We start from the raw sequence: 24,822 nt of genomic DNA, 5'->3' as shown, positions 1-24,822 counted from the left end.
TGAAATTATTATTTGGAATTAATCTAAATAGTATATATTTGTTTCATATCAGACCAAGCTTTAGTCCTGCATATATTTGGTTAATAAATAAAGCCCTGTTTACCCGCATTGAAATAGGATGCGGGTAAGGGAGGCACTACAATCCTCACAAATTTTTAAGCTTAAATACTTCAAAAGTGACGTATTCCAATCTCGCTTATTTTCGTGGTTTTAGCTTTGCAACAGATGATTAAGCGATATTAAATGATTCGCTTACGTGAAATTATAGCAACCTATATTTTTCATATTTCAATTTTAGAACCTGGTTTTGTATTGAAAAGTTAAAGAATAACTATTTTATAAACATGGAACAGTTATTGAATACACACAATTAGCTTTTTATAAAAGAGCTTATGAAAATATCTGATAAAATTAATCCTAAATGTAAAGTATATGATTAGGAAAGGTACAATCACTTTTATTGATGAGGACAGGAGTGGTGTGATTACTGATGAAAATGAACAGGAAATCACTTTTTCATTAGAAAATTATAAAAATCAGGTTTGGATTGGTATGGATATCTATTTTGTAATTGAAATGAGCCAAACCGGATTGGTTGCAAATGGCATTGAACCTGCATAATTACTTCATTCAAATAGTATTATACGCAGCATTCGTTTTTTAAACCTTAAAAATAAATTAAGGACAATAGTTCATTTGCAGTTAGGTCAAAGTTCATTGCTCCAGCATTGGCAATTGCCTGTTCTTTATCTTTGGCTCCAGTCAAAACAATACGAACGCCTTTTTGTAAGGTAGTCCATTTTAATACCAGTTGTGCAACAGTCGCTTTTTTGTTTTCAGTAAGCGAAGTAGTCGTATTCAGAAAGGTTTTTACGTTTTCCAGATCAAACTTTTATTCAGATAACCACTTTTTGTGGATGTGTTTACCAGTTCTTTTTGCCAGCAATCCTGCAAGGAATTTAATTAAAAAGCCCTGATTTTTGAATAATTTATTTTTGAATAGTTTTGATAAGAAATTTCCTATTAGATTTTTTCTGTGTTGAATCTTTCTAAGGGTATGTATGTCTCTTCTTTTTCTGGCGGTTAACCGGACAAATTTTGATTCTACAAGAGCAAAACTATCTTTTGGTATTGAATATTCTTTTTCTTTTAGCTGGTTTTTTATGGTTTCTAATTGGTTACGCAGGGATTTATGGTTCTTAATCTCGTATTGTTTACTCATAGGCTTCGTTAACGCTTCAGCAATATATTCCAAAGATGTACTATAATATCTTAAACAAAAATATTCCTATAAGGTTTTAATCATTCGCCTTTTTTAAATAATCAGCTGCTATAATAAACTATAGAGTCCATTTCTTGGAAAGAATTTACTAAGCGGTTTAATTTCTCCTTTGGGTTGATTGTTCTTACTAAAAATACCATCTCTATTTGGAAATGGATTTTCTATGGAGGATAAATCTATAAGATAATCACAATCCGTAATTGGCCTGATACTGGGAAAAGCTAAATTTTGAACACCGGGTTTTTTCTTGATTTTCATTGTTTGATGTACTTATTTTTAAATAAAGGATTCTTTGAACGGTGTTTTATTTAAATTATTGGAAGTTAAATATTGCTGTACCTTACTAAATTCCATATTACGGATTGCCCGTATGGCGGATTTTAATGTTTCACAACTTACACCAAGCCGGTCTGCCCAGTATTTACGGTCACTTTCTTCGGCAACTTCAATCAGTTCCATGTGTGGATTTTTAGGGAGATTTTGTAGATCCATGGGTTTATATATTGGTATTGATAGAACAGCTGCCTACAGAATTTGGTTTTGAGTTTTTTTTCTTTGACAAATTGATGATGATTCATAGAATTTTTAATCAAAATACATTGTTTATTAAGGTGTTATAGATTAGATTTTCAATAATTAATGAGAAGCTTAAAACCTTTTTTAAACTCCCGTAGTTTTAAGAATATGTATCCTTAACAGCCAATTAATATGAGCCTTGAAAAGTATGTATCCAAAAGAGATTTCTCAAAAACAGCAGAACCAAAATCAGGAAAAAGTAAAGACAGCAATAAATTGTTATTTGTAATTCAAAAACATGATGCATCGCGTTTACATTATGATTTTAGATTAGAAATGAATGGTGTGTTAAAAAGCTGGGCAATACCTAAAGGGCCTTCAACAGATCCAAAAACGAAACGATTGGCTATGATGGTCGAAGATCACCCTTATGATTACCGTGAATTTGAAGGAATTATTCCGAAAGGAGAATATGGAGGGGGTACTGTAATTGTTTGGGATGAAGGAACTTATGAGCCCATTGACGCAATAAAAGGTAAAAAAGCGCAAGAAAAACATCTTTTACATCAATTAGATACGGGTTCACTGAAAATCAGGTTAGATGGCGAAAAACTTAAAGGAGAGTTTGCCTTGGTTAAAACCCATGGGATGGCAGAGAATGCCTGGCTGTTAATTAAACATAATGATGATTTTGCTTCCACAAAAGATATTACTAAATCAGATAAGTCAGTGATTTCTGGCAAGACAATCGAAAACATAGAGAAAACGACTGATAAAGTATGGAAAGAGGGGCATGAGCAAAAATTTAAACCAAAAAAGAACAAGGTTGAGAAAGGCACAGACGAAATTAGTAATGATGTTGAAATTGATGTCGAAGCAATATTAAAAAAGGCTCCAAAATCGGCTATGCCGGAAAAATTAAAGCCTATGCTTACCACATTGGTCGACAAACCTTTTAATGACCCGAATTGGCAATATGAAGTAAAATGGGATGGATACCGTTCGTTGGCCTATTTAAATAAAGGGAAGACCGATTTACTTTCCAGAAATAATAAGTCTTTCAATGATAAATTTTATCCAATTTATGACTTGCTCAACGAATGGAAAATTAATGCATTACTGGATGGAGAGCTACTGGTATTGAATGAAAAAGGAATTTCAAACTTCGGATCTTTACAAAACTGGCGGAGTGAAGCAGATGGAGAATTGGTTTTTTATGTCTTTGATCTGCTCTGGTACGAAGGTAAAAACTTAATGAATTTGCCGCTTTTTCAGCGACAGGCAATTTTAAAAGAGATTTTACCCGCAAATGATGACCGGATAAGATTGGGAAAGGTTTTTAAAGCCAGTGGAATAGACTTTTTTGATGCCGCTGAAAGAATGGGCTTAGAAGGTATAATTGCGAAGAAAAGCAACAGTATTTATGTGCCTGACCAACGATCGAAAGAATGGTTAAAAATTAAAGTGAACAAAACACAGGAGGTGGTTATCGCCGGTTTTACAAAAAACGATAATACCAGTAAACATTTTAGTTCCTTATTGCTTGGAGTTTTTATTAAAGGGGCATTGCAATATGTTGGAAAAGTAGGGACAGGATTTTCTGATCATAGCCAAAAGGAAATGATGAAACAATTTGAACCACTTATTGTACAGAAAAGCCCTTTTGAAATTTTGCCGGATGTAAATAAATCTTCACGTTTCAGACCAAATCCTCCAAAAGCAAAAATCACCTGGCTTAAACCCGAATTGGTTTGTGAGGTCGCTTTTGCTGAGGTTACAGGTGATGGTGTTTTTCGTCATCCATCTTTTCGCGGAATGAGAATAGATAAAAAAGCTAAGGATGTAGTGCTGGAAACTGAAAAACCAACCGGCGAAGTATTGGATAAGATCAATCAGAATGAGCATCTGGAAGCTATAAAGTCACCAAAGGGTAAAGAACCTAAAACGTTGCTTAATCCGAAGGATGAAACTCAGGTGAGGAAAATAAAAGGACATGAGCTTAAGTTTACCAATTTAAGCAAGGTTTACTGGCCGGAAGATCAGGTAACCAAAAGAGATATGTTTAATTATTATTATCAGGTTGCAGATTATATTTTACCTTATTTAAAAGATCGCCCTCAGTCTTTAAATCGATTTCCGGGTGGTATACACGGTACTAGTTTTTATCAGAAAGATGTAAAAGGGAAAGCTCCTGACTGGGTAAAAACTTTTCCTTATGAAACCGGCAATGGAGAACATAAAGAATATTTGGTTGGAACAGATGAAGCAAGTTTATTGTGGATGGCTAGTTTGGGTTGCATAGAAATGAACCCCTGGTTTAGCAGAATTCAGCACCCCGACAATCCTGATTATTGTGTAATTGATCTTGATCCTGATCAAAATACTTTTGATCAGGTTGTTGAGGCAGCATTAGAAGTTAAAAAAGTTTTAGATGCCATTGAAGTGCCTTGTTTTTGTAAAACCTCCGGCTCAACCGGAATGCATATTTATATTCCGATGGATGCTAAATATAGTTATGATCAAAGCCAGATGTTTGCAAAAATTATAGTGAATCTGGTTCATGATCAAATTCCGGAATATACTTCTTTAGAAAGAATGGTTTCGGCAAGAAAAGGCAAAATGTACCTTGATTTTTTACAGAACAGACCGGGGGCTACCATTGCTGGGCCTTATTCATTAAGACCTAAAATTGGCGCTACCGTATCCATGCCTTTACACTGGGACGAAGTTAAGCCGGGGCTCAAAATGAAAGATTTTAATATTTTTAATACAATAGACCGTTTAAAAATAGAAGGCGATTTATTTAAGGGTGTTTTGGGTAAAGGAATAGATTTGAAAAAAGCAATTAACAAAGCTAAAAGCATCTTTGGTTAATTATTGCATTTAGTTTTGCGGTTAAAAGCGAACAAAAGGACATTTTGAAATTTCCGGGATCAATTTAGTTAATCCCGGAAATTATTTACCCCTTTAGAATCTGATCAATCAATGTAATCTCTTCAGTACTAAATTCTATATTATTTAAAGCTTTTATAGAATCCGTAATTTGTTCGGATTTACTGGCTCCGATTAATACAGAAGTAATTCTTTTGTCTTTTAAAATCCATGAAAGTGCCATGTGTGCTAATTTCTGACCTCTTGATTTTGCAACTTCATTCAGCCTGGAAATAATTTGAATGTTCTCTGCTGTAATATTGCTTTCCTTCAAAAATACGCCACTTGTAGCCACTCTTGAATCTGCAGGAATGCCATTTAAATATTTATCCGTTAACATGCCCTGCGCCAAAGGAGAAAAAGGAATACAACCAACGCCTTCGTTTTCTAAAACATCAAGCAAACCATTTTCCACCCAACGGTCAAACATCGAATATCTGGGCTGATGAATTAAACAAGATGTGCCCATTTCTTTCAAAATACGGATTGCTTTTTCAGCTTCCAAAGCCTCATAATTTGAGATCCCAACGTACAGTGCTTTACCTTGTTGTACCATTAAACTTAAAGCAGCCATTGTTTCTTCTAATGGCGTTTCAGGATCGGGGCGGTGATGATAAAAAATGTCAACATAATCCAGTTTCATCCTTTTTAAACTTTGATCCAGACTGGAAACCAGGTATTTTTTAGAACCCCAATCGCCATAAGGACCATCCCACATGGTATAACCGGCTTTACTGGAAATAATCATCTCATCCCGGTATTTTCTAAAATCGCTTGCTATTATTTTACCGAAAACCTCTTCTGCCGATCCGGGAGGGGGACCATAATTATTTGCAAGGTCGAAATGGGTAATTCCATTATTAAATGCAGTATAAATTAAATCCTTGCTATTGCTGAAAACATTAACATGCCCAAAATTATGCCATAAACCCAGTGATATGGCAGGTAATTTTAAACCACTTTTACCACAACGGCGGTATTGCATATTGTTGTAACGATTTTCTGATATATTTTGACTCATCTTTTTAGTTGAAAGAACAATGTTAAGCAGATTTTGGGAATTATTAAGTTAATACCAGTCTTTAATTTTTAAATATTCGTTATTCGATAAACAATTTATCTGCGTTCATAATGTTTATACTAAATCGATTTATTTGTATTCTTCAAAGTAATAATTATATTTAAATCTTTAATTCGTATTAACCAGGTATCCTCAAAATGAATTTAAAAACATTAACCGGCATTGCGATTACAACAAGTATTGCTTTTTCGGCTTGTCAATCTGAAAATAAACAACAGACATCAACCGACAGCCTTAAAACAGACACCCTTAAAGTAGTCGAACTTGTTCCTGATTCTTTTAAAAAAGAAATTGATGGGAAACAAACAGACCTTTATATTTTAAAGAATGCTAAAAATGCCAAAGCAGTTTTCACCAATTATGGTGGGCGTTTGGTTAGTCTTTCTATTCCGGATCATTCTGGGAAACTTGTGGATGTTGTAGTGGGTTTTAAAAGTGTAAATGATTATGTGAAATCAACTGAACCTTATTTTGGTGGCACCATTGGTCGTTACGGAAACCGCATTGCTAAGGGCAAATTTACGTTGGATGGAAAAGAATATTCGTTATTTACCAATAACGGAGTTAATGCGCTTCACGGTGGTAAAAAAGGTTTTCAGGATGTAGTTTGGGATGCGAAGCAAATAAATGATCATACGCTAGAACTTCATTATTTATCTAAAGATATGGAAGAAGGTTTTCCGGGTAATTTAGAGGTTAAGGTAACTTATACTTTAACGGATGATAATGAACTGAAAATGGATTACGAAGCTAAAACAGATAAAAATACAGTGGTTAATTTAACCAATCATGCTTTTTTTAATTTAAATGGAGAAGGAAGTGGTCAGATTTTATACCATTCTCTACAAATTTATGCAGATGAGTATACCCCAGTTGATTCAACTTTAATTCCTACAGGAAAAATAGAGAAAGTTGCCGGTACACCTTTTGATTTCACAAAAATAACAAATATTGGTGCACGTATCCGCGATAACAATCAGCAACTTGCTTACGGCAAAGGTTACGATCATAATTATATTTTAAACAAAACCAAAGGCCTGAACATGTATCATGCAGCTACAGTTAAAGGTGATAAATCGGGGATAATTATGGATGTTTATACCCAGGAACCTGGTTTACAATTTTACAGTGGTAATTTTATGCAAAGCAAAAATATTTTTAAAACTGGTATAAAAGATGGTTTCAGAACCGCATTTTGTTTGGAAACACAGCATTTCCCAGATTCTCCAAATCATCCTGATTTTCCAGGCACCGTTTTAAAGGCGGGCGCTTTATATAAAACCAGTTCGGTTTATAAATTTAGTAATTAAAGATTCAATGGTGGTTTGTAAACAGACCGCCAAATCTTTATGCATTTAAATTTAAATACTTTATGATGCATTAGCTTGTTTGAATTCGTAACTTTGCAACGTAAATAATACATTGCAGGGCGGGATGGAGTCAAATATAGCTCCGGTAAGATACGATAGAGAGTCTTTACTGGATTTTTTTAATAAGCTGGAACCTTTAAAAAAGGATATCGTTTCTTTTGCCAGGACAGAAACATTTGTAATTACAGTTAAAAGGAATGAACTTTTAGATATTGTAAATCAATACGATAACTGTTTGTTTTTTGTAATTAAGGGGTTTATAAGAGGATACATAGTAGAAGAAGGGAAAGAAATTACCACTTCTTTAAATGAAGAACAACGCCTGATCGGCAAGATTAGAAATCCATCGGTACAGCAAGCATTATACAATGAATATTTGCAGGCGCTGGAAGATACTGAACTCCTGGTTGTTCCCTATAATATAATTGACGGATTATATACCCATTTTCCTGAAACCAATGCATTGGGGAGGAAACTGCTGGCAATTCATTACAATTTATCCCAGGAAAGATCAATTTTATCCCGCATACCTTCAGCAGAAGCAAGGTACAGGCAGTTCCTCGCCAACCATCCTTATATTAATAACAGGGTTTCTGTTAAATTTTTATCCAGTTATTTGGGTATGCGACTCGAAACTTTAAGCCGGGTGAGGAGTAAGATGAAGCAAAAAGATTAACAAAACGATGAATCATCGGGTTTTGATTTTTAACCTAAAATATTTAAAAAAGATTAAACCTGATATTTAGCCTTTTTTCTTTAAATTCAGGCTTCAATAGCTTTGTCTCCAAACAGTGTATTTAATCGTTTTGTGATTTTTATAGTTTTATAGATATAAAAAAGCTATCGTATTTTATGCCCCAACAAATTAAAAATGAATCCGGAAAAAAATTATTCCAAAGATAAATGGGCAATTTATAATGGGTTTTCTCCGGTAATAACCGCTTTCAAATCTTTCCATGCCTTAAGTCCCGAAATAGAACACATTATTAATACCCAAACTTTTCCGGTTATATTTAAGAAAAATAAATTTATCTCTTCACCAATTCATCGCAATAAATACATCTTTTTAATTGTAAAAGGATTGGTTAGAGGCTACATGAAAAATGGAGCGGATGAGGTAACGACGTGGATTTCAAGAGAAAATGAACTGGTTGGGAATATCCGTAATTTAATGGATGAAGAAAGTGAATCGGAAGAATATGTACAAGCAATAGAAGAGGTGATTGCAATTGCTGTTCCACATACCATGACCCGGCAATTGTACGATAACTTTGAGATCGCAAATTATGTGGGAAGACAGATAACCGAGTTGTATTATTTACAGGCTTGCGAAAGGGCCTTTATATCCCGTTTGCAATCGGCAGAAAGAAAATACTTGCGATTTATTAAGTCATATCCCGACCTGGTAAACCGTGTGCCAGTTAAATATATTGCTTCGTTTTTAGGGATGCGGGTAGAGACTCTTAGCCGCTTGAGATCAAAATTAGATCAATAAATTAAAGCCCCTGATTTTATTTACAAGATAAATTGTTTGTAACTTTTTTAGGATAGTGTATGGTTGAAAAAGTATATTTTTATTTACATTTTTAGCGCAGTTATGTCTAAAAATGCCAAAATCAATCTTGTTATAAGGTTGTTAAAGCAATAATTAAGAGCTGATTAATCCATTTAAGCGCAGGTTTATTGAAATAACTTCAACTTTTTTAAAATTAATTAATTGTATATCAGCTGATTGTGTGCTTGTTTTTATTTTGGTATGTGTTTTACACTATTTAACATTTAACCATTATCTTTTTTTAAAAAAATCTATATATTTGTTCTTACCCTTTCGAGGGTATGTTTTTCATAGGTAGATGTAGGGTCGAATACTTGTATTCGGCCCTTTTTTATTTAGTAAACCCTAATTTGTTTTGTTATGATCAAGAAGAAATTAATCGTTGCCATTACGGGTGCAAGCGGATCTGTTTATGCTAAAGTTTTATTTGATGAACTAGCCAAACTTAAAGATCAGATTGAGGCAGTGGGCGTGGTGATGAGTGATAACGCAAAAGAGGTTTGGGAATTTGAACTCGGTAATCAAAATTACAGCAACTACAATTTTACTTTCTACAGTAAAAATGATTTTAATGCACCATTTGCATCAGGTTCGGCAAAATACGATACCATGATAATAATACCTTGCTCTATGGGTACATTGGGTAGAATTGCTCATGGAATATCAAACGATTTGATTTCGAGAGCTGCAGACGTGGTACTAAAAGAACGCAGAAAACTAATTGCTGTTGTTCGTGATACGCCTTTTAGCTTAATCCATATTAATAACATGAAAGCGGTAACTGAAGCCGGAGGTATTATTTGTCCTGCAAATCCATCATTCTATAGTTTACCAAAGAGTATTGAGGAAGTAGCGGGAACAGTGGTGAGCAGGGTTTTAGATCTGGCAGGTTTCGAACAGGAGAGTTACCGGTGGCAGGAGAAATAGTTGGTATTTTACCAAAATTTAGATATTTTTGGCTTGATTAAACCAATATCATGAAACTGTTTTTACGCTCTATCTTATGCTGTGCAATGTTATGCACTTTTTTTTCTCAGGTTAATGCTCAGCAGGATTTTTTAATTAATTCAAAAAACGACACTTTAAAAGGTGATATAAAAAAACAATTTATTGGTTTTTATAGATTCAAGCCTGAAGGAGGCACCAGCTTTAATAAGATCCCAATCCGTGAAACAAAAGAGTTTTATAAAGTAGAAAAAGCGATAAACTATCTGGTTAAAATACGTCCCGACAAAAGAAGCCCTGATTTTTTACAAAGATTAGTTAAGGGCAAAATTGATTTATTTGAATATTACAGACAGACGGGTAATAATCAGGTTGATATCGTTTGGTATGCGAGTAAAGAAAATGGAGAACTGTTTGAGGTAAAAAGTAACCATATCTTCGGTTCTCGCACTGAACGTAAAGATAGATTATATAGCTTAATCAGTGATAAACTCGAGCTTTTAGAGAAATTTAAAAAAGATGATAGTTATAGTTTTGAAGCTGTAAAGGAATGAATTAAATTATATAACTCAAACTAAGTAGCCGATACTCATGTTAAAATTAAGCTTTATTGTAGTTGTTTTGTTCGTTTCAGTTATCTGTTTGTTTGGCTGTGAAAAAAGAGCTTGCCCCGAAGGCATGCACGAGCAGCGTTTAAAAGATGGTACTACAATCTGTGTTCCAAACAATTTATAGTCTGTAATTTGTCAGTTCTCAAAACTCAAAACCAACAACTCCGAACAAATTTCCTATCTTTGCACCCTCAATGAAAAAGGTCGCATTTTATACATTAGGTTGTAAACTAAATTTCTCAGAAACATCCACCATCGGTCGTTTATTTACCGATGCAGGTTATGGTGTTGTAGAATTTCAGGATCAGGCCGATGTATATGTGATTAATACATGTTCTGTTACGGAGCATGCCGATAAAAAATGCCGTAAAGTAGTAAAAGAAGCGTTAAAGCATTCGCCAAATGCTTATATAACCATTGTTGGTTGTTATGCACAGCTAAAACCACAGGAAATTGCCGAAATAGAAGGTGTTGATATGGTGTTGGGTGCTGCAGAAAAATTTAGAATTGTTGAATTCATTTCTGATTTAACTAAACAGCCCAAAGCCATTGTTCATCAGCAAAGTATAGAAAAAGTAAATCATAGCTTTATTGCTTCTTACTCTATCGGAGATCGTACCCGTACTTTTTTAAAAGTTCAGGATGGTTGCGATTATCCATGTACTTATTGCACCATTCCTTTGGCACGTGGTGCGAGCAGGAGTGATACCATAGAAAATGTAGTAAACCGGGCTAAACTGGTTGCTGAAGGCGGTGTTAAAGAAATTGTTTTAACAGGGGTTAACCTTGGCGATTTTGGTATCCGCAATGGCAACCGTGAGGATAAATTTTTCGACCTGGTTAAGGCTTTGGATGAAGTTGAGGGAATTGAAAGGATCAGAATATCTTCAATAGAACCCAATCTTTTAAGTAATGAAATTATTGAATTTGTAGCTCAATCTAAACGGTTTGTTCCACATTTTCACATTCCTTTACAATCCGGATCTGATAAAATTTTAGGATTAATGCGCCGTCGTTACCGCAGAGATTTATATGTGGAACGCGTAGCAAAAATTAAAGAAGTTATGCCACATTGCTGCATTGGCGTTGATGTTATTGTAGGTTTTCCGGGAGAAACTAAAGAAGATTTTCTGGATACTTATCAATTCTTGAATCAGCTGGATATCTCTTATTTGCATGTATTTACTTATTCTGAGCGGGAATTAACACCTGCTGCCGATATGAAAGGCGTAGTAAGTGGTGGCGAACGTAACGAACGCAGTAAAATGCTTCATATTTTATCTGATAAGAAAAGAAGAGCATTCTACGAATCTCAGATAGGCAGTAATGCAGAAGTTCTTTTTGAAGCCGATCACAAAGCCGGATATATGCATGGTTTTACCAAAAACTATGTTAAAGTTAGGGCTAAATACGATCCTGTTATGGTTAATGAATTAAAGGCAGTTAAGCTTTTAGAAATTACCGCTGATGGAGAAGTGGAAGTGGCAGAATTAGAAACTGCTTACGCTCATCACTAAGTCTAAAGAATTCGCTTTAAAATTTCTTTTATTTCACTTCCTGTTATTTTAAGCTTAGCGTTTACGCTTAACAACGGATTTAGTATGCACTTAATCTTTGATGTTTAGCCTTTCAGCTTTCTTTACTATCTTCGCATCAAATTATTTTTATGTTTCCTACCGTTTCGCATTTCTTACAATATTTATTTGGCATTAACCTGCCTTTACCCTTTAATACTTTTGGTGTTTTTGTTGCACTTGCATTTATTGCCGGTTACTGGGCTTTTACCAAAGAATTAAAACGTAAAGAAGCATTAGGTATTCTGCACCCGATAAAAAGAACCATTACCGTTGGTAAACCTGCCACAACATCCGAATTAATCCTTAACGGATTATTTGGTTTTATTATCGGATACAAACTGGTTTATGCATTTGTTAATTATAGCTTATTTGTAAGTGATGCGCAAACAATCTTATTATCTGTCAAAGGAAATATTATCGGCGGTTTGTTTTTTGCCGGTTTATTTGCCTACTGGGATTATAAGGAAAAAGAAAAAAATAAACTTGCTGCGCCGAAAGAAACAGTTGTAACCATCCATCCATATCAGTTAATGAGTAACATGATCGTATGGGCGGCAGTCTGGGGCTTTTTAGGGGCTAAATTCTTTGATAACCTTGAATATTGGGATGATTTTGTTCAGCACCCAATTGAGCGGCTTTTATCTTTTAGTGGTTTAACCTTTTATGGTGGTTTAATTTGTGGCGGTGCAGCCGTATTGTACATTGCCAAAAAGAATAATATTAAGCCCTTACACATGCTCGACGTTGGCGGGCCAGGCATGATGCTTGCTTATGCAGTTGGTCGTATCGGTTGTCATTTAGCTGGAGACGGAGACTGGGGAATTGTGAATAGCAATCCTAAACCATTTTCTTGGTTACCAGACTGGCTTTGGTCTTATAAATATCCAAATAACGTAGTAGGCGAGGGAATTCCTATTCCAGGATGTACGGGTAAGTTTTGTAATGAACTTGCGCAAGGCGTTTATCCAACACCTATTTACGAAGTAATTATCTGTTTAATTCTTTTTGCATTTCTTTGGAGCATCAGAGATAAAATAAAAGCACCAGGTTTAATGTTTGGTATTTACATGATTTTAAATGGTATGGAGCGTTTCTGTATCGAATTAATCCGTGTAAATTCAAAATATCATGTGTTTGGCTTACATTTTACACAAGCCGAAATGATCTCGACATTTTTAGTTTTAGGTGGTATAATCCTTTGCGGATATTCATTAAGAAATAAAAATACGCTGGCTTAACCCATCATAAATTAACAGATTCCACTTTAAAGAATTTAAGGATATGGATTACGAATTACTCTGCAATAAGGTAATTTCAATTGTAAGACTTACGGCTAATTTTATCCGTAAAGAATCTTTACAGTTTGATGCCGCGAAAATAGAATACAAAGGACTTAACGATATGGTTTCTTATGTAGATAAAACTGCAGAAGAAAAATTGGTTCGTAATCTTGAGAAATTAATTCCTGATGCTGGCTTTTTAACGGAAGAGAAAACTATAAACAAAACTGGGAAAACATACACTTGGATTATTGATCCGCTGGATGGTACAACCAATTTTATTCACGGTATACCGGCTTACGCCATCAGTATAGCTTTGTACGAAGATGATAAAGCCGTTTTGGGTGTTGTATATGAAATCAACAGAGGAGAAATGTTTTATGCATGGAAAAATAGTCCTGCTTTTTTGAATAAAAAGGAAATAAACGTTTCTATAAATCCTGATTTAAAATCGAGTTTACTCGCTACAGGCTTTCCATATTATCAGTTTGATAAACAGCCTCAATATTTGCAGCTTTTGGCTGAAATGATGCAAAAAACACATGGGTTGCGTCGTATTGGTTCAGCAGCTACAGATTTAATTTATGTGGCTTGCGGTCGTTTTGATGCCTTTTTTGAATATAATCTTCAACCATGGGATTTTGCCGCAGGATGTTTTATAGTTCAGCGAGCCGGCGGAGAGGTTCTTGATTTCTCAGGTGGTACTGATTTCTTCAATAAAAGAGAGATATTGGCCACCAACGGCAAACTCACTGCTGGAGTTCTGACCTCTATCAGGAAATACTTCGGATAAATTATATTCTTTTATCGCGGCGGATTTTTTCTGAAAATATAATGAAATAAAAAAGGCTTACTAAAACAGTAAGCCTTTTACTTATGTACTACGAAAAATGCTCAATTATAATGCTTCTGATACGACATCAGTAACCTCAGGAACCATTCTTTGTAATAAATTCTGAATACCTGATTTTAGGGTTAATGTAGAAGAAGGACAGCCACTGCACGATCCGCGTAATTCTACTGTTACTACACCTTCATCAAAAGATTTGTAGCTGATTGCGCCACCATCTTGCTCAACAGCAGGACGAACGTAATCATGTAAAATTTGCTGAATTTTGATTTCTGTCTCTGTACCTTCAAAGGTTGGAGCTTCATCAGCAGTTGCATCTTTTATTTTTAATTCCGACTCTACAGCACCTTTAACAAATTCCTTTAAAATAGCTTCAATGTCAGCCCATTCTGCATCTTCAGTTTTCGTTATCGTTACAAAGTTACTAGCAAAGAATACACCTGAAACAAAGTTAAATTTGAATAACTCTTTTGCAAAAGGAGAGTGTTCAGCGCTTTCTTTAGTCGCAAAATCCTCACTTCCATTAATTAACAGCTTATTTACCATGAATTTCATGGTTGCCGGATTAGGCGTTTGTTCTGTATATACGTTAATCGTCATGTCTTAATCAATTTGAATAAACAAAATTAACAATTACTCATTAATAAAGCTTTGTACTGCTGTCTGTTTAGCGTCAATTTAATTCAGACTAAAAAATACCTGTATAATTAAATGGTGTAATTGTTCTTAACTGTGCTTTAATGTTTTCAGCAACTGCTAATCCTTCAATAAATTCAGCAATACTGACTGCATTTATTTTCGAGTTTGTTCTGGTTAGTTCTTTTAAAGCCTCGTAAGGATTAGGGTAATTTTCCCGGCGTAAAACGGTTTGAATGGCCTCAGCAACTACTGCCCAGTTATCATCCAAATCGGCATGAAGAGCAGCTTCGTTTAATAAAATTTTATTTAAACCGCGTAAAGTAGCTTGTATAGCAATTAGTGTATGTCCAAATGGAACACCAACATTTCTTAAAACCGTCGAATCTGTTAAATCTCTTTGTAAACGGGAAATTGGCAATTTAGCAGCAAAAAACTCGAATAAAGCATTCGCAATTCCGGCGTTTCCTTCTGCATTTTCAAAATCGATTGGATTAACTTTATGTGGCATGGCTGATGAACCAATTTCACCTGCTTTAATTTTTTGTTTGAAGTAATTTTTAGAGATGTATGTCCAGATATCCCGGTCTAAATCTATAATGATGTTGTTAATCCGTTTTAAAGCATCGCATTGCGCCGCAAACTGATCGTAATGTTCTATTTGCGTGGTGTGCTGTGCTCTGGTTAATCCTAAAGTTTCATTTACAAACTGGTTTGAAAAATCTACCCAGTTTACCTGAGGATAAGCAATGTGGTGTGCATTAAAGTTTCCTGTTGCGCCGCCAAATTTTGCATTATTAGGAATGGCTTTTAAGTTATCCAGCTGAATGCTTAAACGCTCAGCGAAAACTAAAAATTCTTTACCCAATTTGGTAGGAGAGGCCGGTTGACCATGTGTATGCGCCAGCATTGGAACTTTTGCCCATTCAATGGCTAAAGCATTAATTTTTTCGATTAAAGCATTAATGGCCGGATAATAACTTTCGTTTAAAGCTAGTTTAATAGAGAAAGGAATAGCTGTGTTATTAATATCCTGAGAAGTTAACCCAAAATGGATAAACTCTTTATAATCTTGTAAAGAAAGTGCATCGAATTTATTTTTTATAAAATATTCTACAGCTTTCACATCGTGATTGGTAACTTTTTCAGTTTCTTTTATTTCAAGTGCATCTGCTTCTGAAAAATTTTGGTGTATTTTACGCAATTCAGCATACAAACCTTTATCAAAGTTTTCTAAGCCTGGCAGGTTAATTTCGCAAAGGGCGATGAAATATTCTATTTCTACAAAAACACGATATTTGATCAGCGCTTGTTCTGAAAAGTAAGAGGCTAAACTTTCTGTTGTTTTTCGGTAACGGCCATCAACAGGTGATATAGCTTGTAGTGTGGTTAAATTCATTATGCGGATTATATTTGGCGCAAATTTACTACAATTGATGGATTTTAAGGCCTTGGGATGTAAAGAATTGGTGTGAAAGTAAAAAAGCATAAGATCTTCTCATGCCTTTTTTATTTAACAGACTTTAACTAGTGTTTAACTTCTGTTTTTGTTGTAGTTGTTTTAATCGTAGTATCTTTTTTAGAAGTATCTACTTTAACCGTCGTATCAACTTTATTGGTATCTGTAATGATTGTTGAAGAATCTGTTTTAGTAGAATCAGCACCACCATTATTGGTTCCTGTGCCACCACCGCAAGCTGCAATTGTTAAAGATAAAGCTAAGGCTAAAAAGCCAGATTTGAATGCATTTTTCATCTTGGTTAATTTTTGGGTTAAATAAATTGATTTATCATTAATACCTGATCAATAAAAAGGTAACCAATATTTTAGGCAAAAAAAAAGTCCTGATTTTCACCAGGACTTTTTTAAAAATAAAGTTTAAACTAGTGTTTAACTTCAGTTGTAGTTGTAGTAGTTTTAATAGTAGTGTCTTTTTTAGAAGTATCAGTTTTAACTGTAGTATCAACTTTGTTAGTATCAGTAACGATAGTTGAAGAATCAGTTTTAGTTGTGTCAGATCCTCCAGCTTTGTTTTCTGAATTACAAGCAACAACTGATAAAGATAAAGCTAAAGCTAAGAAGCCTAATTTGAATGCATTTTTCATGTTTGAGTATTTTTTAAATTAATTAATTTACTGCTTAATACCAGAAAATTAAAAAGGTAACCCATTTTTTTAAATAAAAATAAAATATAATAAAAAAGGTCCTGATTTTCACCGGGACCTTTTTTATATAAGTAAAGTTTAAACTAGTGTTTAACTTCAGTTGTAGTCGTTGTAGTTTTAACTGTAGTATCTTTTTTAGAAGTATCAGTTTTAACTGTAGTGTCAACTTTGTTAGTATCAGTAACGATAGTTGAAGAATCAGTTAAAGTAGTATCAGAACCTTCTGCTTTTTTTTCTGAGTTACAAGCAACAACTGATAAAGATAAAGCTAAAGCTAAAAAGCCTAATTTGAATGCATTTTTCATGATTGATATTTTTTTTATTAATTAATTTACCTATTAATACCACTATCTTAAAAAGGTAACCCATTTATTTTAAAAAAAATAAATGGCAATAAAAAAGCCCTGATAAAATCGGGGCTTTTTTGTATAAAGTAAAATCAGACTAGTGTTTAACTTCAGTTGTAGTTGTTGTAGTTTTAACTGTAGTATCTTTTTTAGAAGTATCAGTTTTAACTGTAGTATCAACTTTGTTAGTATCAGTAATGATAGTTGAAGAATCAGTTAAAGTAGTATCAGAACCTTCTGCTTTTTTTTCTGAGTTACAAGCAACAACTGATAAAGATAAAGCTAAAGCTAAAAAGCCTAATTTGAATGCATTTTTCATTTTTGAATTTTTTTAAGTAATTAATTAATTTACCATTAATGCCGCAAAGGTAAAAAGGTAACCCGATAAATCGAAAAAAAATAAAAATAATTTTTATCAAGGCATTTTGGGTTACCGTTTAGCAGGTATTGTATTAAGCATTATAGCAGCTGTAAATATTTTTGTCTAATATTGGGTTACTATTTACAGAAAAAGGTATTAATTAGTGAATAACAGTTTAAACAGTTCAGTTCCAACAGATAGAGAGGTTATTTTAGGTATACTAAATAACTCAGAGGATATATTAAATAAGTTATATAAAGGATATTTTGCAATGATTTTGCAATTTATACTCAATAATAATGGCAATGAAGATGACGCAAAAGATGTTTATCAGGAAGCTATAATTATTTTATATAACAAAATTAAAGAAGGGAATTTTGAACTTAGCAGCAAGCTTAAAACATATATATATTCGGTATGCAGGCGCATTTGGCTAAAGAAATTAAGTCAGAATAGTAAAAAAGCCGGTAATATAACAGATTATGAAGATGTGTTTGCTGTAGAGGAAGATGTAGATTACCACGAAGAAAAAGATTTACAGTTTGTAAAAATGCAATCTGCACTTGATCATCTTGGCGAACCCTGTAAAACCATTATTCAGGATTTTTATATCCAAAATTTATCCATGCAGGATATTTGCGAAAAGTTTGGTTATACCAATACTGATAATGCAAAAACACAGAAATATAAATGCCTGCAAAGGTTAAAGAAAATATTTTTTCAACCATAATAATTGAAATGAGAAACGATTTAGAGTTAGATGCAATTATTGAAGATTATCTTTTAGGTAAACTTAACCCGCAAGAAACTGAAGCTTTTGAACAACTGCGCCGTAATGATGCTGCTGTTGATCATAAAGTGGTTTCGCACAAGGTATTTTTACAATCAATGAAAGATTTTGCTGTTCAACTGCGTTTAAAGGAACAGTTAAATAGTATTCATTCGGAAATTGATGTTGAAAAATTAGCTTCAGAATTAAGACCGCATCCTTCACGCATTGTTAAAATGTGGCGTACAAATAAAGCAGCTATCTCTATTGCAGCTTCATTTGTGTTATTGTCATTGGTTTCCATATATTCATTGCAGCACAACAGTCAGCAAAGTGACCGATTAGTACAAATGCGCCTGGAAGTGAATAATATCAAAAAATCGCAAAGTAACTTAATCAGAAATATTAAAACGAGTCATCCTCAAAACAATCAGAATCCAAATCCGGTTAATCCGGGTAATTTTGGCGGTACCGGTTTTGCAATTTCTTCAAATGGCTATATTTTAACCAACCTGCATGTTATTAACGGGGCAGATTCAGTTTATATCCAAAATAGTAAAGGCGATTCTTTTAAAGTAAAAACAGTTTACTCAGATACGCAGTACGACATTGCGATTTTGAAGATTAACGATAAAAACTTTGATAATTTATCCGCTTTACCTTATACCATTAAAAGAAACGGAACTGGAGTAGGAGAGAACGTGTATACCTTAGGTTATCCTAAAGATGATGCCGTATTAGGAGACGGTTATATCAGCTCTAAAAATGGTTTTACAGGAGATACTACTCAATATCAGGTTTCTATCCCTGTTAATCCGGGTAATAGTGGTGGCCCTTTATTAGATAATAACGGAAATCTTGTTGGGGTAATCAGTGCGAAAAATTTAGCAGATGGTGCTGCCTTTGCTATTAAATCAAAATATATTTTAGAAGCCATGAGGGCCATTCCACAAGATTCTTTAGGTAAGAAACTTACAGTAAACAGGAAAAGCTCGCTGGCGGGATTAAAACGGACCAAACAAATTGAAAAATTACAGGATTACGTTTTTATGATCAAAGCCTATTAATTAATTACCCAAACAAATTAATATTCTGAAACCCTGATGGATAATCCTTCGGGGTTTTTCGTTTTATATAATCTGGATGTCTTAAAATAATATAAAATCTATGTATTTAGTATACTATTGTTTAGATTTGTGTTAATCCAATAATTAAATAATATAATCATGAGTATAAGATTAGGCGATACCGCACCAAATTTTAAAGCCAATACCTCTATTGGTGAAATAGATTTTTACGACTTCTTAGGCGATAGCTGGGGTGTTTTATTTTCTCACCCTGCAGATTATACGCCTGTATGTACCACTGAGCTTGGACGTACAGCTGCCTTGAAAGGTGAATTTGAAAAACGCAATGTGAAGGTTTTAGCTTTAAGTGTCGACTCAGCTGAATCACACAAGGGCTGGATTAATGACATTAATGAAACTCAAAATACATCTGTAGAGTTTCCAATTATTGCAGATCCGGATAAAACAGTAGCGAATCTATATGATATGATTCATCCAAATGCATCCGAAACTTTAACGGTAAGATCTTTATTTGTAATTAGCCCGGATAAGAAGGTTAAATTAACCATCACTTACCCAGCATCAACCGGAAGAAATTTTAATGAGGTTTTAAGGGTAATTGATTCTTTGCAATTGACTGCCAACTATAGCGTAGCTACTCCTGCAGACTGGAAAGATGGGGAAGATGTTATTGTGGTAAACAGTATAAAAACGGAGGATATTCCGGCGAAATTTCCTAAAGGACACCGGGTTATAAAGCCATATTTACGCACTACACCGCAACCAAACAAATAATTTTGAACTTTTTGCAACTTTATTGTGCCATAATTTTAAACCGGTTGAATTACTTAGGTAAATTATTATATTTGGTTGTTTTGTTTCCATATTAATGCTCAATTCGTTGAAGTAAATGCGGATCAAAACATAAATCACCCTATTTATTTTATATATTTTTTATTTTTTTATGGCAACCGGAAAAGTTAAATGGTTTAACACTCAAAAAGGCTTTGGATTTATTGTTCAAGAAGACAATAAAGACTTATTTGTACATTTTAAAGATGTTTTAGGTGGGATAGAAGGTATTAAGGAAAACGATGAAGTTGAGTATGAAGTTGCTGATGGCAGAAAGGGCTTACAAGCTGTAAATGTTAAGAAAGTTTAATCACTTATACAGATTTACATCCCAATAAAAAGCCACTCTATTATAGGGTGGCTTTTTACGTTTAATAGTATTGCATAATTTTAGTTTGGAGAATTATATTTTCTCCATTTGCAGTCTTAGTGAAAATCAGGAACTGATCTTTATCAGATTTGATCTTATATTTTTTAACTAAATCTTCTGGTTTTGCCGGATAATTGCGCACAATTACGTTACCAGCTAAATTATGTTGTTTCTTTAAATGACTGCTTAAAAGTATTTCTTCAATTTTAAATATCCTTCCGGGAAATTCTGCTTTATAAATTGGAGCAGTATATAATTGTGTTTGTGGATGAAGCTTGGTTAACTGGTATCTTTTGGCAATTAAGTTAAAAGCACCTGATTTTAACAGTGCTGCATCCGGTTCATATAAATAATTGCCGGTGATCATTTCTTTTGTAAAATCAATTTTTACCTCTGTTTCTGATGGCAGAAAACTAAAGCTTTTTATAGTTTCATTTAGTGTTGATGCTGTAATTTTCGTTTCACCAGTAAAATTTTGGTCAATCACCCATAAAATTTCCTTACATTCGTTTTTAAGACTTACAATGTAAATTTCACTTACCTTTCCGAGTTCTTTTAATCCTGCGGTTAGGTCTAAAAGCGGAGCCGTTTTAATAATCAGCCTCTTGCATTTTGATAAGATCAGATCAAGGTTAGCAATTACATCAGGTGTACAATCCCTTAACATAAAAACTTTGCCTTTTTCTGCTCGTCTTGCCGGATCGATATAAATGGTGTCGAAATTTAGATTTGTATCTTTAATAAAATCTAATCCGTTTAGCGCTTTAAAAGTAATATTTTCAACCGACATCGCTTGTGCATTATGTGCCGCGATTTCCGATAAATCAGCATTAATTTCGCAATGAATGACCTCTTTTACCTCTTTTGAAAAGTAAAAGCTATCTACCCCGAAACCTCCGGTTAAATCAATCAGAAGGTTGCTCTTTGCTAATTTAGATTTGTATTGTGCTGTAATTTCTGAAGAAGTTTGTTCAATAGAAAGGGCAGGTGGGTAATAGATATTTGCAGTTTTAAACCAGGTAGGTAGTTTCTTTTCTGATTTTTTTTTAGCGATTATCTGGCCTGCAAGTTCGGCAGAAGTAACGTTTTCGAATAAGCTTTTAGATAAAGCAATCTGATTTACATTCGAATTTAAGTTTTCATTAATGTAATTCTGTACAGCTTTATCTAAAATATTCTTGTTCATGTTATCTTTAAATGACTTCTAAAGTTGATGAAAAATCAAACCTGCTTCATTAACCAGAGGTTTTATTCTTCATAACCATTTGACAGGTATGACGGCTTTTTACTTCCAGCAAAATATCTTTATTTACCGTAACCCTTTCTATGGTTTGCTGGTTGTAATATCTGATGGTTACCAACTCCAGACCTTTATTGTATTTCACTGTAAAATCACCAGATAAATCGGCAATTAATTTTTCGATTTTGCGCTCATTATCGTCAACACTTACCGAGAAACTGATGGCAGAATTTAACATCGTATTTATTTTAACCTGATGTTTATGAAAAAGCTCGAAAATATTGCTCAGATTTTCCTCAATAATGAAGGAATAATCTTTCGGGAAAATAGAAATTAAAGCCTGGTTAATTTTAAAAATAAAAGATGGAACGGGTAAAGGGTTGCTATCTTTTGTAATGGCTGTGCCACTGGCTTCAGGCTCTAAAAACGAACGTACAAATAGGGGTATTCCTTTGTTTTGCAGAGGTTTAATGGTTTTTGGGTGAATAACCGTTGCACCATAATAAGTAAGTTCAACCGCATCATGATAAGAAAGCTGAGGAATTTTTTCGGTATCATCAAACCATTTCGGGTCTGCATTTAAAACACCTGGAACATCTTTCCAGATGGTTAAGGCAGCCGCATTTAAACAAGATGCAAAAATAGCCGCCGAATAATCGGAACCTTCTCTGCCTAAAGTTGTGGTGTAATTTTCACTCGTTCCGCCAATGAAGCCTTGAGTTACAATAATGTTGTCGTTTAATAAAGGCACTAAATCTCTTTGGATAATTTGATTTGTTTTATCCCAGTCTACTTTTCCTTCGCGATAGGTATTGTCTGTTTGGATATAATTTCTGGCATCTGCCCAAAGTGCTTTATTTCCGGTTTCATTTAACCAGGCTGCTACAATTTTAGTCGATACAACTTCGCCAATAGATACAATCTGGTCGTAAATATAATCGTCATTATTATCTGGTTCATCCTCAATAAGCCAGTCAATTTCGACAAAAGTATTTGCTACATCGTTGTAAACCGGATTGGTTTTATTTTCAAAAAGCTCTTCTATAATGCTAAAGTGAAAATGTTTAATCTCTTCAAAAATAGCGTGCGCATCATCATTCTGGGTTAAATAGGCATGCGTAAGCTCTTCAAGCTTATTGGTCATTTTACCCATTGCCGATATTACAATCAGTAGATTTCCTTTTTTATAATCCCGAACAATATTAGCCAGGTTTTTTATACCTGCAGCATCTTTAACCGAAGCACCTCCAAACTTAAAAATATCCATATTTTAAAATGCCTTAACCTGCGTTTTAGAAAGTGATGCATTTAACCAGCCGCTTTCCAAATCGGCGCTATATTTATTGTAAAAATTAATCGCTGGTTCATTCCAATCCAAAACCTGCCAAACCATACCGTTATAATTTCCTTCTTTTGCTTCTTCAACAACTTTCTCGAAAAGAATTTTTCCAACGCCTTTTCCACGGTATTCTTCAGTTATAATAAAATCTTCCAGGTATAACCGGCAACCTTTCCAGGTCGAATACCTAGTGTAAAACAAGGCAAAACCTATAATTTTATGATCAATTTCGGCAACATAAGCTTTCCAAACTGGTTTTAAGCCAAAGCCAGCATCAGCAAATTCTTCTAAGGTTACCGTAACTTCTTCAGGTGCTTTTTCATAAACAGCAAGTTCGTTAATCAATTCGAGCAATCTTCCGCAATCTGCTTCCTGTGCCGTTCTTATATTTATATTCATTTTATCTTCTTTTGTTGGTTATTGCCTAGTTGATGGATATGTCGGTTTTAAAATGTTTGATTACTCTTTTTCCAAAAATAGCACTTCCTATACGAACCATTGTACTGCCTTCTTCAATTGCAATTTTATAATCTGCACTCATTCCGCTCGAAATTTCTTTGAAATAATCATCTTTTCTGAAAAAGCTTAATTTCAGTCCATCAAACAAAACTTTTAATTCGTTAAACTCAATTGCGATTTGTTTTTCGTTTTTAGTGTTTGTTGCAATTCCCATTACCCCAACAATCCGTACATTTTGCAATCGGGCATATTCTTCTGAGCGTAAAAGTTCAATTGCTTCATCAAAGCCCAAACCAAATTTGGTGTCTTCATCCGCAATGTAAATTTGTAATAAACAATCAATTACCCGTTTATTTTTAGCGGCTTGTTTATCTATTTCCTGCAAAAGTTTAAGGCTGTCTACACCATGAATTAGTTTAACAAAGGGTGCTATATACTTTACTTTATTACTTTGTAAATGGCCAATTAAATGCCATTCTATATCCGCAGGCAGCTGACTTTGCTTATCAACCATTTCCTGTACCTGATTTTCACCAAAAATGCGTTGTCCGGCATTGTAGGCTTCCTGTATAGATTCGATGGATTGTGTTTTTGAAACTACAATTAACTTTACTCCGTCAGATTCAACTTCGCTTTTATATTGTTTAAGATTATCAGCTATGCTCATTTATAACTATTTTTGGGTAAAATTAATAACCTTGCCGCAATTTGGGCAAAAAATAATATTTTAATTCAAAGATGAGAAGATTAATATGGGTTTTAGTGCTTGCAATTTTATGGATTGGCTGTAAATCAGGTATTCCAAAAGATGTGATTAAACCTGATAAAATGGAAGAAATTTTATATGATATTCATGTTGCCGATGGTTATATTTCTACCATTTATGTAACAGATTCAGCAAAAAAAGTAGCTGCATCATTTTATAAAGGCATTTATAAGAAATTTGGTATAGATTCTGTTCAATACAACAGAAGTATGAAGTATTATAATTCGAATACTGAAGAATTAAGTAAAATTTATAAGAACATTTCCAGAAAACTGGAATGGCAAAAAAATAAAATGCAAAAAATTGAATCTGCAAAAAGACCTACGGTAAGTGAGGCGACAAAGCCGGCTGTACAGGATAAGGCTGTTGAAAGTTTAAAAAAAACGCCTAAGAAATTAGAAAAAGCAGATTCATTACCTAAAAATAAACCTGAGCAAGTTAAAGCTCAATAGT

At 33.9% G+C, this 24,822-nt stretch carries 30 protein-coding genes; 15 read left to right on the top strand and 15 right to left on the bottom strand.

All coding sequences use genetic code 11. The features are described 5' to 3' along the window. The first annotated feature begins 432 nt into the window (after positions 1-432). Positions 433-621, top strand: coding sequence for a hypothetical protein (locus O0955_RS08605; protein WP_269427132.1), 189 nt, complete (start codon positions 433-435; stop codon positions 619-621). A gap of 46 nt (positions 622-667) precedes the next feature. Here the strand turns inward: O0955_RS08605 and O0955_RS18200 are convergent, their stop codons facing one another. From O0955_RS18200 to O0955_RS08590, 4 genes are all read right to left on the bottom strand, one after another. Next, positions 668-862, bottom strand: coding sequence for an aldo/keto reductase (locus tag O0955_RS18200; RefSeq protein ID WP_428982407.1), 195 nt, complete (start codon positions 860-862; stop codon positions 668-670). A 30-nt stretch (positions 863-892) separates the two neighbouring features. After that, the gene (locus O0955_RS08600; RefSeq protein ID WP_269427131.1) at positions 893-1,255 is read right to left on the bottom strand and encodes a hypothetical protein; all 363 of its coding nucleotides are present in this window, start codon (positions 1,253-1,255) and stop codon (positions 893-895) included. Positions 1,256-1,330: 75 nt separating this feature from the next. After that, entirely contained in the window at positions 1,331-1,540 is a 210-nt protein-coding gene (locus O0955_RS08595) for a hypothetical protein (protein ID WP_269427130.1), read from the bottom strand. 18 nt (positions 1,541-1,558) lie between these two features. Then, positions 1,559-1,774, bottom strand: a complete 216-nt coding sequence (locus tag O0955_RS08590; protein ID WP_269427129.1) for a DUF3606 domain-containing protein — start codon at positions 1,772-1,774, stop codon at positions 1,559-1,561. Between the two features lie 216 nt (positions 1,775-1,990). On the opposite strand from O0955_RS08590, the gene ligD reads away from it, so the two are divergent. After that, the gene (ligD, locus tag O0955_RS08585; RefSeq protein ID WP_269427128.1) at positions 1,991-4,672 is read left to right on the top strand and encodes a DNA ligase D; all 2,682 of its coding nucleotides are present in this window, start codon (positions 1,991-1,993) and stop codon (positions 4,670-4,672) included. Between the two features lie 85 nt (positions 4,673-4,757). Here ligD and mgrA read toward each other — a convergent pair whose 3' ends face one another. After that, positions 4,758-5,750, bottom strand: a complete 993-nt coding sequence (gene mgrA, locus O0955_RS08580; RefSeq protein ID WP_269427127.1) for an L-glyceraldehyde 3-phosphate reductase — start codon at positions 5,748-5,750, stop codon at positions 4,758-4,760. A gap of 197 nt (positions 5,751-5,947) precedes the next feature. On the opposite strand from mgrA, the gene O0955_RS08575 reads away from it, so the two are divergent. The 8 genes from O0955_RS08575 (at position 5,948) to O0955_RS08540 (ending at position 13,941) form a co-directional block, all read left to right on the top strand. Then, the gene (locus O0955_RS08575) at positions 5,948-7,120 is read left to right on the top strand and encodes an aldose epimerase family protein (RefSeq protein ID WP_269427126.1); all 1,173 of its coding nucleotides are present in this window, start codon (positions 5,948-5,950) and stop codon (positions 7,118-7,120) included. A 124-nt stretch (positions 7,121-7,244) separates the two neighbouring features. Continuing rightward, positions 7,245-7,856, top strand: coding sequence for a Crp/Fnr family transcriptional regulator (locus tag O0955_RS08570; RefSeq protein ID WP_269427125.1), 612 nt, complete (start codon positions 7,245-7,247; stop codon positions 7,854-7,856). Positions 7,857-8,051: 195 nt separating this feature from the next. Further along, positions 8,052-8,675 carry a Crp/Fnr family transcriptional regulator gene (locus O0955_RS08565; RefSeq protein WP_269427124.1) on the top strand — a complete coding sequence of 208 codons (624 nt, stop codon included), beginning with the start codon at positions 8,052-8,054 and terminating at the stop codon, positions 8,673-8,675. A 420-nt stretch (positions 8,676-9,095) separates the two neighbouring features. Further along, entirely contained in the window at positions 9,096-9,662 is a 567-nt protein-coding gene (locus tag O0955_RS08560; RefSeq protein ID WP_269427123.1) for a UbiX family flavin prenyltransferase, read from the top strand. A 50-nt stretch (positions 9,663-9,712) separates the two neighbouring features. Next, positions 9,713-10,234 (top strand): hypothetical protein, encoded by a 522-nt coding sequence (locus O0955_RS08555; protein ID WP_269427122.1) that lies wholly within the window; start codon positions 9,713-9,715, stop codon positions 10,232-10,234. Positions 10,235-10,485: 251 nt separating this feature from the next. Then, positions 10,486-11,808: a tRNA (N(6)-L-threonylcarbamoyladenosine(37)-C(2))-methylthiotransferase MtaB gene (mtaB, locus tag O0955_RS08550; RefSeq protein WP_269427121.1), complete on the top strand. Its 1,323-nt coding sequence runs from the start codon at positions 10,486-10,488 to the stop codon at positions 11,806-11,808. A gap of 149 nt (positions 11,809-11,957) precedes the next feature. Beyond that, positions 11,958-13,106 carry a prolipoprotein diacylglyceryl transferase gene (locus O0955_RS08545; protein ID WP_269427120.1) on the top strand — a complete coding sequence of 383 codons (1,149 nt, stop codon included), beginning with the start codon at positions 11,958-11,960 and terminating at the stop codon, positions 13,104-13,106. A 43-nt stretch (positions 13,107-13,149) separates the two neighbouring features. Continuing rightward, the gene (locus O0955_RS08540; RefSeq protein ID WP_269427119.1) at positions 13,150-13,941 is read left to right on the top strand and encodes an inositol monophosphatase family protein; all 792 of its coding nucleotides are present in this window, start codon (positions 13,150-13,152) and stop codon (positions 13,939-13,941) included. Positions 13,942-14,046: 105 nt separating this feature from the next. Here O0955_RS08540 and O0955_RS08535 read toward each other — a convergent pair whose 3' ends face one another. The 6 genes from O0955_RS08535 to O0955_RS08510 all read right to left on the bottom strand — a co-directional run bounded on the left by O0955_RS08535 (position 14,047) and on the right by O0955_RS08510 (position 17,465). After that, positions 14,047-14,598 carry a NifU family protein gene (locus O0955_RS08535; RefSeq protein ID WP_269427118.1) on the bottom strand — a complete coding sequence of 184 codons (552 nt, stop codon included), beginning with the start codon at positions 14,596-14,598 and terminating at the stop codon, positions 14,047-14,049. An 88-nt stretch (positions 14,599-14,686) separates the two neighbouring features. Beyond that, entirely contained in the window at positions 14,687-16,033 is a 1,347-nt protein-coding gene (purB, locus tag O0955_RS08530) for an adenylosuccinate lyase (protein ID WP_269427117.1), read from the bottom strand. A 128-nt stretch (positions 16,034-16,161) separates the two neighbouring features. Further along, entirely contained in the window at positions 16,162-16,389 is a 228-nt protein-coding gene (locus tag O0955_RS08525; RefSeq protein WP_269427116.1) for a hypothetical protein, read from the bottom strand. A gap of 128 nt (positions 16,390-16,517) precedes the next feature. Next, a complete protein-coding gene (locus tag O0955_RS08520; RefSeq protein ID WP_269427115.1) occupies positions 16,518-16,739 on the bottom strand; it encodes a hypothetical protein in 222 nt (73 codons plus the stop codon). Between the two features lie 143 nt (positions 16,740-16,882). After that, complete coding sequence (locus O0955_RS08515; RefSeq protein ID WP_269427114.1) at positions 16,883-17,104, bottom strand: hypothetical protein; 222 nt, start codon at positions 17,102-17,104, stop codon at positions 16,883-16,885. A 139-nt stretch (positions 17,105-17,243) separates the two neighbouring features. Further along, the gene (locus O0955_RS08510; RefSeq protein ID WP_269427113.1) at positions 17,244-17,465 is read right to left on the bottom strand and encodes a hypothetical protein; all 222 of its coding nucleotides are present in this window, start codon (positions 17,463-17,465) and stop codon (positions 17,244-17,246) included. A gap of 205 nt (positions 17,466-17,670) precedes the next feature. On the opposite strand from O0955_RS08510, the gene O0955_RS08505 reads away from it, so the two are divergent. From O0955_RS08505 to O0955_RS08490, 4 genes are all read left to right on the top strand, one after another. Next, positions 17,671-18,237 (top strand): RNA polymerase sigma factor, encoded by a 567-nt coding sequence (locus tag O0955_RS08505; RefSeq protein ID WP_269427112.1) that lies wholly within the window; start codon positions 17,671-17,673, stop codon positions 18,235-18,237. Positions 18,238-18,245: 8 nt separating this feature from the next. Next, positions 18,246-19,343, top strand: a complete 1,098-nt coding sequence (locus O0955_RS08500) for a S1 family peptidase (protein WP_269427111.1) — start codon at positions 18,246-18,248, stop codon at positions 19,341-19,343. A gap of 159 nt (positions 19,344-19,502) precedes the next feature. After that, positions 19,503-20,138, top strand: a complete 636-nt coding sequence (locus O0955_RS08495; RefSeq protein WP_269427110.1) for a peroxiredoxin — start codon at positions 19,503-19,505, stop codon at positions 20,136-20,138. Positions 20,139-20,307: 169 nt separating this feature from the next. Then, positions 20,308-20,505, top strand: coding sequence for a cold-shock protein (locus O0955_RS08490; protein WP_269427109.1), 198 nt, complete (start codon positions 20,308-20,310; stop codon positions 20,503-20,505). 61 nt (positions 20,506-20,566) lie between these two features. On the opposite strand, the gene O0955_RS08485 is transcribed toward O0955_RS08490, so the two are convergent. From O0955_RS08485 to O0955_RS08470, 4 genes are read right to left on the bottom strand one after another with little or no spacing between them, the layout of a single operon-like run. After that, complete coding sequence (locus O0955_RS08485; protein WP_269427108.1) at positions 20,567-21,751, bottom strand: THUMP-like domain-containing protein; 1,185 nt, start codon at positions 21,749-21,751, stop codon at positions 20,567-20,569. 49 nt (positions 21,752-21,800) lie between these two features. Then, the gene (locus O0955_RS08480) at positions 21,801-23,072 is read right to left on the bottom strand and encodes an aspartate kinase (protein ID WP_269427107.1); all 1,272 of its coding nucleotides are present in this window, start codon (positions 23,070-23,072) and stop codon (positions 21,801-21,803) included. Positions 23,073-23,075: 3 nt separating this feature from the next. Then, complete coding sequence (locus O0955_RS08475; protein WP_269427106.1) at positions 23,076-23,543, bottom strand: GNAT family N-acetyltransferase; 468 nt, start codon at positions 23,541-23,543, stop codon at positions 23,076-23,078. A gap of 25 nt (positions 23,544-23,568) precedes the next feature. Further along, the gene (locus tag O0955_RS08470) at positions 23,569-24,270 is read right to left on the bottom strand and encodes a YggS family pyridoxal phosphate-dependent enzyme (protein WP_269427105.1); all 702 of its coding nucleotides are present in this window, start codon (positions 24,268-24,270) and stop codon (positions 23,569-23,571) included. A gap of 71 nt (positions 24,271-24,341) precedes the next feature. On the opposite strand from O0955_RS08470, the gene O0955_RS08465 reads away from it, so the two are divergent. After that, positions 24,342-24,821 (top strand): DUF4296 domain-containing protein, encoded by a 480-nt coding sequence (locus O0955_RS08465; protein WP_269427104.1) that lies wholly within the window; start codon positions 24,342-24,344, stop codon positions 24,819-24,821. The last annotated feature ends 1 nt before the right edge of the window (position 24,822 follow it).

The organism is Pedobacter punctiformis, from assembly GCF_027213715.1.
GTDB lineage: Bacteria > Bacteroidota > Bacteroidia > Sphingobacteriales > Sphingobacteriaceae > Pedobacter > Pedobacter punctiformis.
This window is presented reverse-complemented; position numbering and strand designations above follow the sequence as displayed.